Origin of the sequence: Microbacterium dextranolyticum, assembly GCF_016907295.1 — a bacterium.
GTDB classification, from domain to species: domain Bacteria; phylum Actinomycetota; class Actinomycetes; order Actinomycetales; family Microbacteriaceae; genus Microbacterium; species Microbacterium dextranolyticum.
On record NZ_JAFBBR010000001.1, the window covers coordinates 2,914,776 to 2,930,304 of the forward strand.

13 protein-coding genes are annotated in these 15,529 nt (G+C 69.7%); 5 read left to right on the forward strand and 8 right to left on the reverse strand.

Going from position 1 to position 15,529, the window contains the following annotated elements; all coding sequences use genetic code 11:
- Positions 1-4 precede the first annotated feature (4 nt).
- Both JOE64_RS13295 and JOE64_RS13300 read right to left on the reverse strand, forming a co-directional pair.
- Positions 5-781, reverse strand: coding sequence for an electron transfer flavoprotein subunit beta/FixA family protein (locus tag JOE64_RS13295; RefSeq protein ID WP_204964685.1), 777 nt, complete (start codon positions 779-781; stop codon positions 5-7).
- Positions 782-857: 76 nt separating this feature from the next.
- Positions 858-1,634, reverse strand: a complete 777-nt coding sequence (locus JOE64_RS13300) for an enoyl-CoA hydratase-related protein (protein ID WP_204964686.1) — start codon at positions 1,632-1,634, stop codon at positions 858-860.
- On the opposite strand from JOE64_RS13300, the gene JOE64_RS13305 reads away from it, so the two are divergent.
- Genes JOE64_RS13305 through JOE64_RS13320 form a run of 4 tightly spaced genes read left to right on the forward strand, consistent with a single transcriptional unit; the run spans position 1,579 to position 7,343 of the window.
- A complete protein-coding gene (locus tag JOE64_RS13305; protein WP_204964687.1) occupies positions 1,579-2,469 on the forward strand; it encodes an extracellular solute-binding protein in 891 nt (296 codons plus the stop codon). The genes JOE64_RS13300 and JOE64_RS13305 overlap by 56 nt on opposite strands.
- Before the next feature lie 5 nt (positions 2,470-2,474).
- Positions 2,475-3,410 carry a carbohydrate ABC transporter permease gene (locus JOE64_RS13310; RefSeq protein WP_204964688.1) on the forward strand — a complete coding sequence of 312 codons (936 nt, stop codon included), beginning with the start codon at positions 2,475-2,477 and terminating at the stop codon, positions 3,408-3,410.
- Positions 3,407-4,267, forward strand: a complete 861-nt coding sequence (locus JOE64_RS13315; RefSeq protein WP_204964689.1) for a carbohydrate ABC transporter permease — start codon at positions 3,407-3,409, stop codon at positions 4,265-4,267. Before JOE64_RS13310 ends, JOE64_RS13315 begins: the two co-directional genes overlap by 4 nt.
- 43 nt (positions 4,268-4,310) lie before the next feature.
- Complete coding sequence (locus tag JOE64_RS13320; protein ID WP_204964690.1) at positions 4,311-7,343, forward strand: alpha-mannosidase; 3,033 nt, start codon at positions 4,311-4,313, stop codon at positions 7,341-7,343.
- Positions 7,344-7,645: 302 nt separating this feature from the next.
- Here JOE64_RS13320 and JOE64_RS13325 read toward each other — a convergent pair whose 3' ends face one another.
- From JOE64_RS13325 to ald, 6 genes are all read right to left on the reverse strand, one after another.
- Positions 7,646-8,839 carry a thiolase family protein gene (locus tag JOE64_RS13325; protein WP_204964691.1) on the reverse strand — a complete coding sequence of 398 codons (1,194 nt, stop codon included), beginning with the start codon at positions 8,837-8,839 and terminating at the stop codon, positions 7,646-7,648.
- A 248-nt stretch (positions 8,840-9,087) separates the two neighbouring features.
- On the reverse strand, positions 9,088-10,278 hold the full coding sequence (locus tag JOE64_RS13330) for a bifunctional 2-methylcitrate synthase/citrate synthase (protein ID WP_204964692.1): 1,191 nt from the start codon (positions 10,276-10,278) through the stop codon (positions 9,088-9,090).
- Between the two features lie 118 nt (positions 10,279-10,396).
- Positions 10,397-11,308: a methylisocitrate lyase gene (gene prpB / locus JOE64_RS13335; RefSeq protein ID WP_204964693.1), complete on the reverse strand. Its 912-nt coding sequence runs from the start codon at positions 11,306-11,308 to the stop codon at positions 10,397-10,399.
- Entirely contained in the window at positions 11,308-12,834 is a 1,527-nt protein-coding gene (locus JOE64_RS13340) for an MmgE/PrpD family protein (protein ID WP_204964694.1), read from the reverse strand. Before JOE64_RS13340 ends, prpB begins: the two co-directional genes overlap by 1 nt.
- Positions 12,831-13,529, reverse strand: coding sequence for a GntR family transcriptional regulator (locus JOE64_RS13345; protein ID WP_204964695.1), 699 nt, complete (start codon positions 13,527-13,529; stop codon positions 12,831-12,833). Before JOE64_RS13345 ends, JOE64_RS13340 begins: the two co-directional genes overlap by 4 nt.
- A gap of 274 nt (positions 13,530-13,803) precedes the next feature.
- Positions 13,804-14,877: an alanine dehydrogenase gene (ald, locus tag JOE64_RS13350; RefSeq protein WP_204964696.1), complete on the reverse strand. Its 1,074-nt coding sequence runs from the start codon at positions 14,875-14,877 to the stop codon at positions 13,804-13,806.
- A gap of 158 nt (positions 14,878-15,035) precedes the next feature.
- On the opposite strand from ald, the gene JOE64_RS13355 reads away from it, so the two are divergent.
- Positions 15,036-15,509, forward strand: a complete 474-nt coding sequence (locus JOE64_RS13355; protein ID WP_239531778.1) for an Lrp/AsnC family transcriptional regulator — start codon at positions 15,036-15,038, stop codon at positions 15,507-15,509.
- Positions 15,510-15,529 lie beyond the last annotated feature (20 nt).

A 15,529-nucleotide genomic window follows, 5' to 3' on the forward strand; every position in this document is an offset into this window, starting at 1 on the left:
CCCTTCACGCCAGCCGGTTCTCGATGAGATACGCGGCGAGCCTATCGCCCGCGTCGCCCTCGTCCACGATCTTCACGCCCGCACCCCGTGGCGGCTTCGCGCTCACCGCGGTCATGATCGACTGCGGTGCGGATGCCGGGTCGACATCGACGCCGAGGTCGGCGAGCGCGACGGTCTCGAACGGCTTCTTCTTGGCCGCCATGATGCCCTTGAAGTTCGGGAAACGGGCATCCGGCAGCGCTTCGGTGATCGAGATCACGGCCGGCAGATCCGCGGTGACCTGAGCGACGCCGGCGTCGCTCGCGCGGGTGCCCGACACCTGCGAGTCGGAGATCTCGACGGACGACAGCGCGGTGGCCTGCGCGACCCCGAGGTGCTCCGCGAGCATCGCCGGAACGACGCCTCCGGAGCCGTCGGTGGAGAGGTTCCCGGTGATGACCAGATCGAAGCCGATGCGCCGGACGGCCGCGGCGAGGACGGCGGCGGTCACGCCGAGGTCCGCGCCGGCGAGTGCGGGGTCGACGACCTGCAGTGCCGATGCCGCGCCCATCGCGAGAGCCTTGCGGATCGTGGCGGCCGCCGCGTCGGATGCCATCGAGACGACGGCCACCTCGGTGCCCGGATGGGCGTCGGCGTAGCTCAGCGCGACTTCGAGGGCACGTTCGCCGATCTCGTCGAGCACCCGGTCGGACGCGGCACGATCGGCCAGGCCGGTCTCGAGATCGAGCGTGCGATCGCCATAGGTGTCGGGGACTTCTTTGACCAGCACGACGATTCTCATCGGTTCTCCTTCGCGATGGGACTCATTGTAGAAGTTGCGACTGAGTATCGCGAGTCATGACCCTGAGTCTCACATCTCAGTGATGCCGGAAGTCGGCCGCACGCTTCTCGCGGAACGCCGCCATGCCCTCCTTCTGGTCGTCGAGGGCGAACAACGACGTGAACGTCTGGCGCTCGAAGCGCAGCCCTTCGCTCGCCGTGGTCTCCTGCGAGACACGGAGCGCCTCTTTCGCCGCGTAGACGACGGGCAGCGACTTCGACGCGATCACCTCCGCCGTCCGCTGGGCCTCGTCGAGCAGCTCCGCGGACGGGACGATCCGCGAGACGAGCCCCGACCGCTCGGCTTCGGCGGCATCCATCGTCCTCCCGGTGAGGACGAGCTCCGCCGCCTTGTACGCGCCGATCGCGCGGGGCAGGCGCTGCGTGCCGCCGAGACCCGGGATGATGCCCAGTGTGATCTCGGGCTGGCCGAACCGTGCGGTGTCGGCGGCGAGGATGATGTCGCAGGCCATCGCGAGCTCGCACCCGCCGCCGAGCGCGTAGCCCGCGACCGCCGCGATCACGGGTGTCCGAAGCCTGCGGAACTCTTCGAGGGGCGCGAAGGGGTTGTGCAGCGACATCTCGACGGAGCTCTTCCCCTCCATCTCCTTGATGTCGGCACCGGCGGCGAAGGCGCGCTCCGACCCGGTGAGCACGAGGCATCCGATGCCGTCGTCGGCATCGAAGACGGATGCCGCCTGCGCCAGCTCGCGCACGAGCGTCGAGTTCAGGGCGTTGAGCACCTCGGGGCGGTGGAGGGTGATCCAGCCGACGCGCCCGCGCGTCTCGACCAGGATCGTCGAATACTCGGTCATCCCCTCATGCTCCCAGACGGGCGCCTTCCACGCCTCCCGCCCGTCCCGACCCCGCCGCCCGCCACCGCGGCGACCGCCATCGCGACCGCGACCGCGACCGCGAGAAACCTCTTCTACGACGAGAAACCACTTCCTACGGTGTTTCTCGGGGCGGCTGTACGACAATGATTCGCAGAAGTGGATCACCGGCTCGAAGGGCATGACCGACTCGCTGTCCTTCTACAAGGAGCTCTATGACAAGGGCCTCGCCACGCCGCTCGACCTCGCGCTGGACCCCACCATCGGCAGCCGTGTCTCGACCGAGCTGATCCCGCAGGGCAAGATCGCCATGGCGATCGACGGCTCGTGGCTCCCGGGCGGCTGGATGACCGGCGAACACGCGTGGCCTGCATGGCAGCAGACCATGGGCCTGGCCAAGATGCCCACGCAGACCGGCGCCGAGCCCGGGGCGACCTCGATGTCGGGCGGCTGGACCCTCGCCGTCGGCTCGCAGACGAAGCACCCCAAGACCGCCTTCGACTTCATCTCGATGGCGCTCAACAAGGAGAACACCCTCAAGTACGACACCGAGAACAGCCAGATCGCCGTGCGCGACGACGTGGCGACCTCGCAGGACTACCTCGGCTACAACCCGACGTTCAAGTTCTTCGTCGATCTCGTGAAGGTGACCCACTTCCGTCCGGCGACGCCGGACTACTCGCAGATCTCGAGCGCCCTGCAGCAGGCGACCGAGTCGGTGATCACGGGTGACGCCTCGCCGCAGCAGGCCGCGAAGACCTACGACGACGCCCTCACGAAGATCGTCGGCGCCCAGAAGGTGAAGCAGGGCGACTGACCCCCATGTCGACGACCGCATCGTCGCCCCTCCGCTCGGCCCCCACCGGGGCCGAGCGGAGGCGGGGCGGCACCCTCCGTTCCCTCTCCCGCTCCACTCCCCTGGTGCCGGCGACCATCCTGCTGGTGATCTTCCTCGTCGGCCCGATGGTGTTCGCGCTCTGGGGCTCGCTGACCAACGCGGCCCTCACCGGCTACCGCGCCGCCAAGCCCCAGTTCGTCGGCTTCGACAACTACGTGTCGCTCTTCTCCGACCCCGCATTCTGGGGCTCGGTGGGCCTCACGCTCTCCTTCGTCTTCTTCTCGGCAATCGTCGGCCAGAACGTGCTCGGCATGGCCCTCGCCGTCCTGACCCGCGCGGGGTCGAAGGCGCTGTCCACCGTCGTCAGCACGCTCGTGGTCATCTCGTGGGTGCTGCCGGAGATCGTCGCCGCCTTCGCGCTGTACGCCTTCTTCTCCTCCGACGGCACGCTCAACAACACGCTGAACGCTCTGGGCCTCGGCAGCGTGAGCTGGCTGATCGACTACCCGATGCTCGCCGTGATCCTCGCCAACATCTGGCGCGGCACCGCCTTCTCGATGCTCGTCTACAACGCGGCCCTCGCCGAGGTGCCGCCCGAGATCAGCGAGGCCGCCCAAATCGACGGCACGAACTCGGTGCAGCGGTTCTTCCTCATCACGCTGCCGATGATCCGCCGGTCGATCGCGACGAACCTGATGCTCACGACCCTGCAGACGGTCGGCACGTTCGGCCTCATCTGGGTCATGACCGGCGGCGGCCCCGGCACCCGCAGCTCGACCCTGCCGGTACTCGCCTACCAGGAGGCGTTCAAGTTCGCGCAGGTCGGCTACGGCACCGCGATCGCCGCGGTCACGATCGTGCTCGGCGCAGTTTTCGCCGCCCTCTACATCAAGATCCTCAAGCCAGAGGTGGAGTCATGAGCACCGGTGTCATGAATGCCCTGACCGTCGACTCCCCCGTCCGCAGGCGTGGACGCTGGCTGGCGAACATCATCCTCGTCGTCCTCGGCGTCGTCTTCGTCGTACCGATCGCGTGGATCGTGCTGTCCTCGGTCAACCCGGCCGCCACCGTATCGATGTCGGTGCCCAGCGGCGTGACGTTCGACAACTTCGCGCAGGTGCTGACGTTCAACCAGTCGTTCCTGCCGCTGTGGAACTCGGCGATCATCTCCTTCGGCACCGCCGCTCTGACGGTCGTCGTGGGCATCCTCGCGGCGTATCCGCTGTCGCGCTTCAACATGCGCTTCCAGCGGGGCTTCCTCTACAGCGTGCTGTTCGGATCCTGCCTGCCGATCACCGCGCTGATGGTTCCGGTGTACGCGATGTTCGTGCAGCTGAAGCTGCTCGACTCCCTGCTCGGGGTCGTGCTGTTCATGGCGGCGACATCGCTCCCCATGGCGATCTGGATGCTCAAGAACTTCATGGACTCGGTGCCTGTCTCGCTCGAAGAAGCGGCCTGGGTCGACGGCGCCTCGCCGATGCGGGCCCTGGCGCAGATCGTGCTGCCGCTGATGCGGCCAGGCATCGGTGTCGTCTTCATCTTCGTGTTCACGCAGGCGTGGGGGAACTTCTTCGTCCCGTTCGTGCTGCTGTTCACCGCGGAGAAGATGCCGGCATCCGTCGCGATCTTCCAGTTCTTCGGCAACCACGGCGCCGTCGCGTACGGCCAGCTGGCCGCCTTCGCGATGGTCTACTCCGTCCCCATCCTCGTGCTCTACCTGCTGATGCAGCGCCTGACGGGCAGCTCGTTCGCCCTCGCCGGCGGCGTCAAAGGCTGAGCCCCCCCTCTCCTCCCCTCCTCCGTCCGGAAAGGACCTCCCCATGCATGACCGCAGCGCTCTCGCCGAGCTGCGCATCGACCGTTTCATCCGCGAGCGGCTCTCCGCGAACCTCCACCGCGCCACGGCGCCTCTCGAGATCGAGATGTGGGAGGCGCCCGGCGAACCCGTGCCGTTCGCCGAGGCGAGCGCGGCCGAGTTCACGCCGTTCGCCACCGGGCGCGCGTGGGGCAGGCCGTGGGGCACGACGTGGCTGCGCGTGCGCGGCGAGGTGCCGACGGCGTGGCGGGATGCCGGTGGCGCTCTTCCCGCCGCGACACGCGCCGAGCTCGTCGTCGACCTCGGTTTCACGAGCGGCCAGGTCGGCTTCCAGAGCGAGGCGATGGTGTGGAGCTCGGACGGCCGCCCGCTGCGCGGCATCGCCCCCTTCAACAACGCCGTGACGGAGGCGATCGACGGCAAGGGGCGCATCGACGTCTTCGTCGAGGCGGCATCCAACCCCGACGTCGGAAGTCTCTTCACCTTCGAGCCGACCCCTCTGGGCGACCCGGCGACGGCCGGCGCCGAGCACATCTATCGGCTGCGCCAGGTCGATGTGGCCCTGCGCGATCTCGAGGTGGCGGCGCTGCGCGCCGACACGATCGCGCTGCGAGGACTGGCGGACCAGTTGGATGCCACGAGCCCGCGCCGTGCGGAGATCCTCGCGGGCCTCGAGGCGATGATCGACGCGGTCGACCCCGACGACGTATCCGGCACCGCCGCTGCCGGTCGCGCCGTGCTCGCGCCGCTGCTCGCACGGCCCGCCTACGCGAGCGCCCACACGCTGCACGCCGTCGGTCACGCGCACATCGACTCGGCGTGGCTGTGGCCGGTGCGCGAGACGGCGCGCAAGGTGGCGCGCACGTTCTCGAACGTGCTGTCCCTCATGGACGAGGACCCCGACTTCGTGTTCGCAAGCTCGTCGGCCCAGCAGTTCGCCTGGGTGAAGCAGCACTACCCCGACCTGTACGCCCGCATCGTCGAGCGGGTGCGGGAGGGCCGGTTCATCCCGGTGGGCAGCATGTGGGTCGAATCCGACACGAACATGCCCGGCGGCGAGGCACTCGCGCGCCAGTTCGTGCACGGCAAGGGGTTCTTCCAGCGCGAGTTCGGCATCGACACTCCCGAGGTGTGGCTGCCCGACTCGTTCGGTTACACGGGCGCGCTCCCGCAGATCGCGAAGGCGGCCGGCGCCCGCTGGTTCCTGACGCAGAAGATCTCATGGAACGAGACGAACCGGATGCCGCATCACACTTTCCAGTGGGAGGGGATCGACGGCACCCGCCTGTTCACGCACTTCCCGCCCGTGGACAAGTACAACTCGGAGGTGTCCTCCGCCGATCTCGCCCACGCCGAGCGCAACTTCGCCGACAAGGGCCGCGGCACGATGTCGCTTCTGCCCTACGGCTTCGGCGACGGTGGGGGTGGACCCACGCGCGAGATGACGGCGGCGATCGCCCGAGCCGAGTCCCTGGAAGGCTCGCCGCGCACGCTCCACTCCACGCCGCAGAGGTTCTTCACGACCGCCGAGGCGGAGTACCCCGACCCCGAGGTGTGGGCCGGGGAGCTCTACCTCGAGTTCCACCGCGGCACCTACACGAGCCAGCTGCCCACCAAGCAGGGCAACCGGCGCAGCGAGCACCTGCTGCGCGAGGCCGAGCTGTGGGCGACAACGGCGGCCGTGCGGGTGGGCGCCCCCTACCCCGACGAACGGCTCGCCCGCATCTGGCAGACCGTGCTGCTGCAGCAATTCCACGACATCCTGCCCGGCTCATCCATCGCCTGGGTGCACCGCGACGCGGAGCGCAACTACGCCGCCGTGGCGCGCGAGCTCGAGGAGATCATCGCCGAGAGCCTCTCCGCTCTCGCGGGCAACGGCGCGCACCGGCTCGCGGTGAACGCCGCACCGCACGCACGGGCCGGGGCGCCCGCGCTGGGCGCCGCCGTCGCAACGGTTCCGGCGGCCGTCGCCCCCGTGCCGGAGGGTGACGGGTGGGTGCTCAAGAACGGGATCGTCCGCGCCCACGTCGATGCCCGGGGCCTCGTGACCTCGCTGGTCGACATCGCCACCGGTCGCGACGCCGTCGCCCCCGGAGCCGCGTTCGGCCTGCCGCAGCTGCACCGCGACACCCCGACGCAGTGGGATGCCTGGGACATCGATGCGCACTACCGCCACCACGTGACCGATCTCGACAGCGTCGATTCGATCGCCGTCGAGGGCGATGCGATCGTCGTGACGCGCGCCTTCGGCTCGTCACAGCTCACCGAGCGCATCCGTCTGGAGGAGGGATCGCGGGTGCTCTCCTTCGACCTCGACATCGACTGGCACGAGCAGCAGAAGCTGTTGAAGTTCGCGTTCCCCCTCGATATCCACACGCACACCGCGGCATCCGAGATCCAGTTCGGCCACATCGAGCGGCCGATCCACACGAACACATCGTGGGATGCCGCGCGCTTCGAGACCGTCGCCCACCGCTGGGTGCGGGTCGCCGAGCCCGACTTCGGTGTCGCGATCGTCAACGATTCCACCTATGGTCACGACATCACACGTCAGGCGCGGGACGGGGGCGGCACCACGACCGTCGCCCGACTGTCGCTCGTGCGAGGCGCGCTCTTCCCCGATCCCACACAGGATCAGGGGGTACACCGCCTGCACGTCGGCGTCGCGGTCGGCGCCGACGTCGAGACGGCCGTCCGCGAGGGCTACCGTGCGAACCTCCCCGTGCGGGTGGTCGACGCCGCCGTCGCCGAGATCGCCCCGCTCGTGAGCATCGACCACCCCGGGGTGGTCGTCGAGGCGGTGAAGCTCGCGGAGGACGGCAGCGGCGACGTCGTGGTGCGGCTGTACGAGGCGCTCGGGCGCCGGGCATCCGCCCGCGTCGCGCTCGGCTTTGCCACGGCATCCGTCACGCAGACCGACCTGCTCGAGCGGAAGGCGCCGCAGACCGCCCTCGTCGATGTGGACATAGACGTGGACGGCGCCGTCCTACGGTTGCGTCCGTTCGAGATCGTGACGCTCCGGGTGGGCCGCGCGTAGGGGGGCCGCGGGGCTCGGGCACTCCTACGGAGCCCGGGCCCCGAATGCATTCGAGGCGTCGGTCCCTCGAGAGACCATCCCTGCTCCGAGATGCCACGCACGGACGTGTTTCTCGACACGAACACGGGTTTCCAGGAGTTCGGCGCGCGCGCACCCACCCGCGCGAGAAACCATCGCTGCTACGAGAAACCAAGAATGCGTGTGTTCCTCGACACGAACGTGGTTTCTCGGGGGGGGTATGGGCCGCGTGCCTACCCCGCCCGCGCCCCGCAAAGAGGGGCGCCGCCGCCCCGCCGCACCCGTTACAGCCGCTCGATGATCGTCGCGTTCGCCATGCCGCCGCCCTCGCACATCGTCTGCAGGCCGAACCGTCCCCCCGTCGCCTCGAGATGGGCGAGCAGGGTGCCGAGCAGACGCGTGCCGCTCGATCCGAGAGCGTGTCCGAGGGCGATGGCCCCGCCCCACGGGTTGAGCTTCGCGGCATCCGCACCGAACTCGGCCGCCCAGGCAAGCGGTACCGACGCGAACGCCTCGTTCACCTCATACGCGTCGAGGTCGTCGATCCCGAGACCGCTGCGCTCGAGGATGCGACGGGTCGCCGGGATGATCCCGGTCAGCATCATGAGCGGGTCGTCGCCGGCGACCGCGAACGCGTGGAACCGCGCCCGCGGCGTGAGACCCAACGCGCGCGCACGTTCCTCGCTCATGATGAGCACGGCGGATGCCCCGTCGGTCAGCGGCGAGGAGTTCCCCGCCGTGATCCGCCAGTCGATCTCGGGGAACCGCGCCGCGAGCTCCTCCGTGTGGAATGCCGGGGCAAGGCCGGCGAGACCTGCCGCGGTCGTGCCGGGCCGCACCGTCTCGTCGGAGTCGAGCTCACCGGCATCCGTCTGCACCGGCACGATCTGCCCCGCGAAGCGGTCGTCCTCTCCCGCCGCACCGGCACGGCGATGCGACTGCGCCGCGTAGGCGTCGAGCGCGTCGCGCGACAGACCCCAGCGCTGGGCGACGAGCTCCGCCGACACACCCTGGTTCACCAGCCCCTCGGGATAGCGGGCCCGCAGGCCGGGTGAGAATGGCGAACCGGCCACCGCCGAGGCGACGCCCAGGGGCACCCGACTCATCGATTCGACGCCGCCGGCGATCACGATGTCGTATTGCCCGGCCATCACGCCCTGCGCGGCGAAGTGCGCGGCCTGCTGGCTCGATCCGCACTGCCGATCGATCGTGGCACCGGGAACGCTCTCGTCGAAGCCCGCCGCGAGCACCGCCTGCCGCGCGATGTTGAGGGTCTGCTCGCCGACCTGGCTCACGCATCCGAGCAGCACGTCGTCGATCTGCGTCGACTCCAGGCCGTTGCGCTCGATCGTCGCCCGCAGCACGTGCGCCGCGAGATCGACGGGGTGGATGCCGCTGAGCGCCCCTCCAGGCTTGCCGCGACCCGACGGGGTGCGGACGGCGTCGACGATGACGGCGGTACGGGCGGCGGTGCTCATGGCATCCATCCTCTCCCTCCGACGCCCGCGGGGGAATGTCGGTGCCGCGATCCCCGTGGAGACCTGTTCGCTGCGGACCAAGACTCCGCAGAGGATGCCACCACCACGTACTCCGCAGAATCACACGTACTCCGCACCAGATCTGAGCAGACGGTGCGGAGTACGTGACAATCTGCGGAGTACAGCCCTCGCGCGGGCCAGCCCAGGAGGGCTCGGCCAGCCCGCGGGGCGCTGCTGCCCGCGCGCGTTCAGCCCTCCGCTTCAGCGGCCCGCAGCGAGATCGTGGCCGTGCCCGCCTCGTCGACGAAGCCCGCGATGTGCCGCTCATCGGGCCCGCCGTACGCCGACAGCGGCCGGATGAGCGCGTTCGATGCCCCCTGCTCCATGATGTGCGCCGTCCAGCCGACGATGCGCGCCGCGACGAACAGCGGCGTGAAGGTGAGGGTGTCGAAGCCCATCAGGCTGTACGCGGGCCCCGAGGGGTAGTCGAGGTTCGGGTAGATGCCCTTGCGCTCGACGAACTCGCGCTCGAGCGTCGCGTACAGCGCTTCGACGTCGGGGCGGTCGTAGTGCTCGACGAGGCTGTCCAGCGCAGCCTTCATCGTCGGCACGCGCGAATCGCCGCGCTTGTACACGCGGTGACCGAAGCCCATGATCTTGCGCTTGTGCGCGAGGGCATCCTCGAGCCACGGAACGACGTTGTCGGCGTCACCGATCTCGTCGAAGATGTGCAGCACCGCCTCGTTGGCGCCGCCGTGCAGCGGCCCTTTCAGCGCACCGATCGCACCGACGACGGCAGAGTACAGGTCGCTGAGCGTCGACGTGATCACGCGGGCGGTGAAGGTCGACGCGTTGAACGAGTGCTCGGCATACAGGATCATCGAGCGGTTGAAGGCATCCACGACGACCGGGTCGACCTCTTCGCCGAACGTCATCCAGAGGAAGTTGGCGGCGTAGTCGAGGTCGTCCCTCGGCGGGATGAGGTCTTGGCCGCGGCGGCGGCGCTGTCCGTAGGCGACGATGGCGGGAAGAGCCGCGAAGAGGTGGATGCTGCGTGCGAGATTCTCTTCGGGGGTGCCGCCGGCGTCGAGCACCGAGCCGGTGCCGGCGAGGTCGCGGGCACCGAGGACGCTGATCGCCGAGCGCACCTCGTCCATCGGATGGGCATCGAGCGGGGTCAGGTCGATGACGGCGCGCACGTCGTCGGCGAGCGCGCGATGCGAACGCTCGTCCGCCCGCAGCGCGTCGAGCTGGTCGGCGGTGGGCAGCTCGCCGTTCCACAGCAGGTACGCGACGGCCTCGGCCGGCTGCGTCGCAGCCAGCTCGTGCACGGGGTACCCGCGGTACAGCAGAGAGTTGGTCTCGGGGTCGACCTTGCTGATGGCGGTCACATCGGCGATGACGCCGGCGAGACCCTTGTGGATGTCCTGATCGGTCATGACTGCTCCTTTGCGCATGCGAGGCCGGTCGCGCCAGCGACCGTGTCCCGATTTCTGTCGTTTCGAGGCCCCGGATGCGACCGAATGTGGGACATGGTCGGCATCAAGTGGGACACGGTCAGCGGGTGATCTGGAACGTGAAGACGTTCGAATCGAAGTGGCTGTACGCCTCGTAGTCGAGCAGGTCGTACAGATCGGCGCGGTGCTGCATCCGGTCGAGCTGCCCGGTGAGGTGCCCGACCTCGTTCAGCGTATCGAGAGCGCGGGATGCCACGCCCATCGCCATCCGCAGGAGCGAGACCGGCCAGATGACGATCTGCACACCGGCATCCCGCAACTGGTCGACCGAGAACAGCTCGCTCTTGCCGAACTCGGTCATGTTGGCGAGGATCGGCACGTCCACTGCCTCGGCGACCGCTTCGAACTCGGCGAGGTCGCGCATCGCCTCGGGGAAGATCGCGTCGGCCCCCGCGTCGACGAGCGCCTTGGCGCGGTCGATCGCGGCATCCAGACCCGCCTTCCCCTCCTGCAGAGCGCGGATGTCGGTGCGCGCCATCACGAGGAAGTTCGGGTCACGGCGGGCGTCGACGGCGGCGCGGATGCGCGTGAGCGCCGTGCCCTCGTCGACGACCTGCTTGCCGTCGAGGTGGCCGCAGCGCTTGGGGTTGACCTGGTCTTCGATATGAGCGCCGGCGAGTCCCGCGTCCTCCAGCGTCTGGATCGTGCGGGCGACGTTCATCGGCTCACCGAAGCCGGTGTCGGCATCGATGATCGCGGGCAGCTCCGTCACGCGGGCGATCTGCTGTCCGCGCCCGGCGACCTCGGTGAGGGTCGTCAGGCCGATGTCGGGCAGCCCGAGGTCGGCGCTGATCACGGCGCCCGAGATGTAGACCCCCTCGAAGCCTCTCTGCTCGATCAACCGCGCCGACAGCGGGTTGAACGCGCCCGGAAACCGCACGAGCTCGCCGCTCGCGAGGCGCTCGCGTAGCAGGCGCCGCTTCTCGGCGGCGGGAGTGTGTGCGTACAGCATCAGAAGAGCCCCTTCGGGGAGGGAACGGATGCCAGGACCCCCGCCGCGGCGACGATATCGAGCTCTCGCACCTCATCCGCGCTCAGCTCGGGCAGCCGCTCAGCGAGCGCGAGGAAGCGCTCGATCTCGACGGGCTCGAGTACGGGCTCCGCGAGCAGGCGGAACTTGGCGACGTAGTCGGCGCGGGCGAAGGGCCGGGCCCCCAGCGGGTGCGCATCGGCGACGGCGATCTCGTCGACGATCGTGGAGCCGTCGGCGAGGCGGATCTCGACGCGCCCGCCGAAGGCCTTCTCGTCCGGGTCCTCGGAGTGGTAGCGGCGCGTCCACTCGGCATCTTCGGCGGTCGTGATCTTCTGCCACAGAGCCACGGTGTCCGCTCGGGCCGCGCGTGCGGGAAGGTACGAATCCACGTGGTGCCAGCCGCCGTCCTGCAGCGCGACGGTGAAGATGTACGGGATCGAGTGGTCGAGGGTCTCGCGGGATGCCTTCGGATCGTACTTCTGCGGATCGTTCGCGCCCGAGCCGATCACGTAGTGCGTGTGGTGGCTCGTGTGCAGCACGATGCCCTCGACGTTCGCCGGGTCGGCGAGCTCGGGATGGGCGCCGTGGAGCCTGCGGGCCAGGTCGATCCACGCCTGCGCCTGATACTCGGCGGAGTGCTCCTTCGTGTACGAGTCGAGGATCGCGCGCTTGGGCTCGCCCGCGGCCGGCAGCGGCACGTCGTATGAGGCATCCGGGCCGTCGAGCAGCCACGCGACGACGCCGTCTTCACCCTCGTAGATCGGCGACGGCGAGGTCTGGCCGCGCATCGCACGGTCGACGGCCTCGACCGCCATCTTGCCCGCGAAGGCGGGGGCGTGCGCCTTCCACGTCGAGATCTCGCCCTTCCGGGACTGCCGCGTCGCGGTCGTCGTGTGCAGAGCCTGCGCGACCGCCTGCGCGATCGTGTCGGCGTCGAGGCCGAGCAGCGTGCCGATGCCGGCCGCCGCGGACGGACCGAGATGGGCGACGTGGTCGATCTTGTGCCGGTGCAGGCTGATCGCGCGCACGAGATCCATCTGGATCTCGTACCCCGTCGCGATGCCGCGCACGAGCGCGGCGCCGTCGGCGCCGACGTGCTGGGCGACGGCGAGGATCGGCGGGATGTTGTCGCCGGGGTGCGAGTACTCGGCGGCGAGGAACGTGTCGTGGTAGTCGAGCTCGCGCACGGCCACGCCGTTCGCCCAGGCGGCCCACTCGGGGCTGGTGACGGTCTCGTTCGACTCGCCGAAGACGGTCGCGCCGTTCCCGCCGCGCGAGACGGGGTGGTCGAGCGCCTGCGCGCGGGCGGCGACGACCGGGCCTCGGGTGAGGGATGCCGCGGCCACCGACGCGTTGTCGATCACCCGGTTGACGATCATCTCGACAACGTCGGGTTCGACCGCCACGGGGTCGGCGGCGACCCCGGCGATCCGGTGGGCGAGCTGGTTCTCGCGCGCGAGATTCTCGTCGGAGCGGTGGACGCGGACGTGGTGCAGCACGGTCATGCGGGAGTCCTTTCGAGGGCGGTCAAGGCGAGGACGGGCGAGCGCCCGGCCGCGGATGCGGGGTCGTCGTCCGCCTCGCCGAGCGAGGCGAGGATGGCGGTGAGGGCGTTGTGCAGGTGGACGTGCGTCGCGTGGGCGGCGAGGTCGCCGTCACCCACGGCGAGGGCCGATGCGATCAGGCGGTGCTCCGCGACGGATGCCGCGAGGCGTGCGGGATTGTCCCGGGCCAGGCGGCGCACGCGCACGAGATGGGTGCGGACGATCGTGAGCGCGGCGGTCAGGTAGTCGTTCGCGACGGCGGCATCGACCGCGCTGTCGAACCGCCCGATGAGGGTGTAGTACGCGTCGGGGTCGGCGGCGGGATCCACCGTCACGAGCTCGTCCGCCAGCGCGGCGAACACGTGCCGGTCGCCGCGGACCGCCGCGAGCCGGGCTGCGGATTCTTCGAGCGCGCGCCGCACCTCGAACAGTTCGCGGATGTCGCCCGTATCGAGGTCGCTGACGACCGTCACACGCGGGGATGCCTGCACGACGAGACCGTCGGCGATGAGCCGGCGGAGCGCTTCACGCAGGGGCGTGCGACTCACGCCGAGACGGGTCGATTGCTCGACCTCGCCGAGAACGGTGCCCGGCGGCAGCGCACCGGACTGGATCTCGTCGAGGAGCGTGCGGTACGCCTGCTCGCTGGCTCGCATGACACCTCCTTCGGTGCCGCCATTGTATACACAAATCCTAATTTAGCGCCATCATCTTCCTTCATTTCACTCATGCGTATACAGAGGTGCAATTCTGGATTCAGCCGGGGCGTACCGACGTCGGGCGCATCGCCCTGGCATCCGCGCCTCTGGGAAGCCACCCCGGCGCACCCGGTTCAGAGGCGCCGAATCGCGGATGCCACGGCCCGCGACCCGCAGATCGGCGCCTCCGATCGGCCGAACGAGGGCCCCGGCCAGGAGCCCCGGCGACGAGTCAGCCGAGGATGCGGGTGTCGACGATCTCGCCTCCGCGGATCGACAGTCCGGCGGCCAGCGACGGGTCGGCGGCGAGCGCGGCATCCACCCCGTGCTCGGCGAGTGCGATCGTGTAGCGCAGGGTCGCGTTGGTGAGCGCCAGGGTCGAGGTGAGCGGCACCGCGCCGGGCATGTTGGCGACGGCGTAGTACATCGCGTCGTGCACGCGGTACGTCGGGTCGGTGTGGGTCGTGGCGTGCGTGCCCTCGAAGCATCCGCCCTGGTCGACGGCGATATCCACGAGCACCGAGCCGGCGCGCATCCGCGCGACCATGTCGAGCGTGACGAGCTTGGGCGCGGCGGCGCCGGGGATGAGAACCGATCCGATCACCAGGTCGGCGTCGGCGACGAGGTCCGAGATGACCGAACGCGACGAGACGCGCGTGTCCACGCGGCCCCCGAACTGCTCGTCGAGCACGCGCAGCCGCGGGATCGAGACATCCACGATCGTCACGTGCGCGCCGAGCCCCACCGCCATCTGCGCCGCGTGGGTGCCCGCGACCCCGCCGCCGATGACGACGACGCGCCCCCGCGGCGTTCCCGGAACACCGCCGAGCAGGATGCCTCGCCCGCCCGCAGGGCCCAGCAGCTGCTGGGCGCCGACCTGCACCGACAGCCGTCCGGCGATCTCGCTCATCGGCGCGAGCAGCGGTAGCGAACGGTCGGGCAGCTGCACGGTCTCGTACGCGATCGCGGTGGTCCCGGCATCCTGCAGCGCACGGGTGAGCTCGCGATCGGCCGCCAGGTGCAGATAGGTGAACAGCGTCAGGTCGCGGCGAAGAAAGGCGTACTCGGGCGCGATCGGCTCTTTGACCTTCACGAGCAGGTCGGCCGCGCTCCAGACGTCCGCGGCGTCGGCACCCAGATCGGCTCCCGCCGCGACGTACGCCTCATCGGAGAACCCCGACCCCTCACCCGCCCCGCGCTGCACGAGCACGCGATGCCCGCGCGCGACGAGCTCGTCGACGCCGGTCGGGGTCATACCGACGCGGCGTTCGCTGTCTTTGATCTCTGCGGGGACTCCGATGATCATGGGTGGGACTCCTTGGAATCGGTCCGCGGCGAGGACGGGCGGACATGAGGCGAGGTGGAGCGGTGCGGCGCGATCACGATGTCAGCCGAAGCGGAGCGCGGCAAGACGCCCTGAAGATTCGGCGGGAATGCTATCCCGCATCGATCTAGAATCGGCCCATGAGGACTGAGAGCGCGAACGATTCGGTGGATGCCACCGACCTCCGACTCATCGACGAGCTGACGTCCGACGCGCGGCAGCCGCTCGGTCGCCTCGCGACGACGCTCGGTCTTGCCGCATCGACGGTCCACGCGCGCATCGCGCGGCTCGTGTCGCGCGGCGCGATCCGCCGCTTCACGATCGACGTCGACCCCGCCGCGCTCGGCTACCGCACCGAAGCGCTGGTCGCGGTGCGCATCCGGCCCGGTGCGCGCGCGCAGATGGCGCGCTTCGCCGACGAGCTGCGCACGCATCCCGATGTCGCGCAGTACTTCTACGTCGCCGGCGCCGAGGACTTCGTCATCCACTTCCGCGGGCGCGACACCGCGGATCTGCGGTCGTTCGTCTCCGACCACCTCTCGACGCATTCGATCGTCGCGGCCACCAACACGAGCCTCATCTTCGAGCGCACCGACGGCCTGCGCGGCGTCTGACACCGCACCCCGCCGGAGTC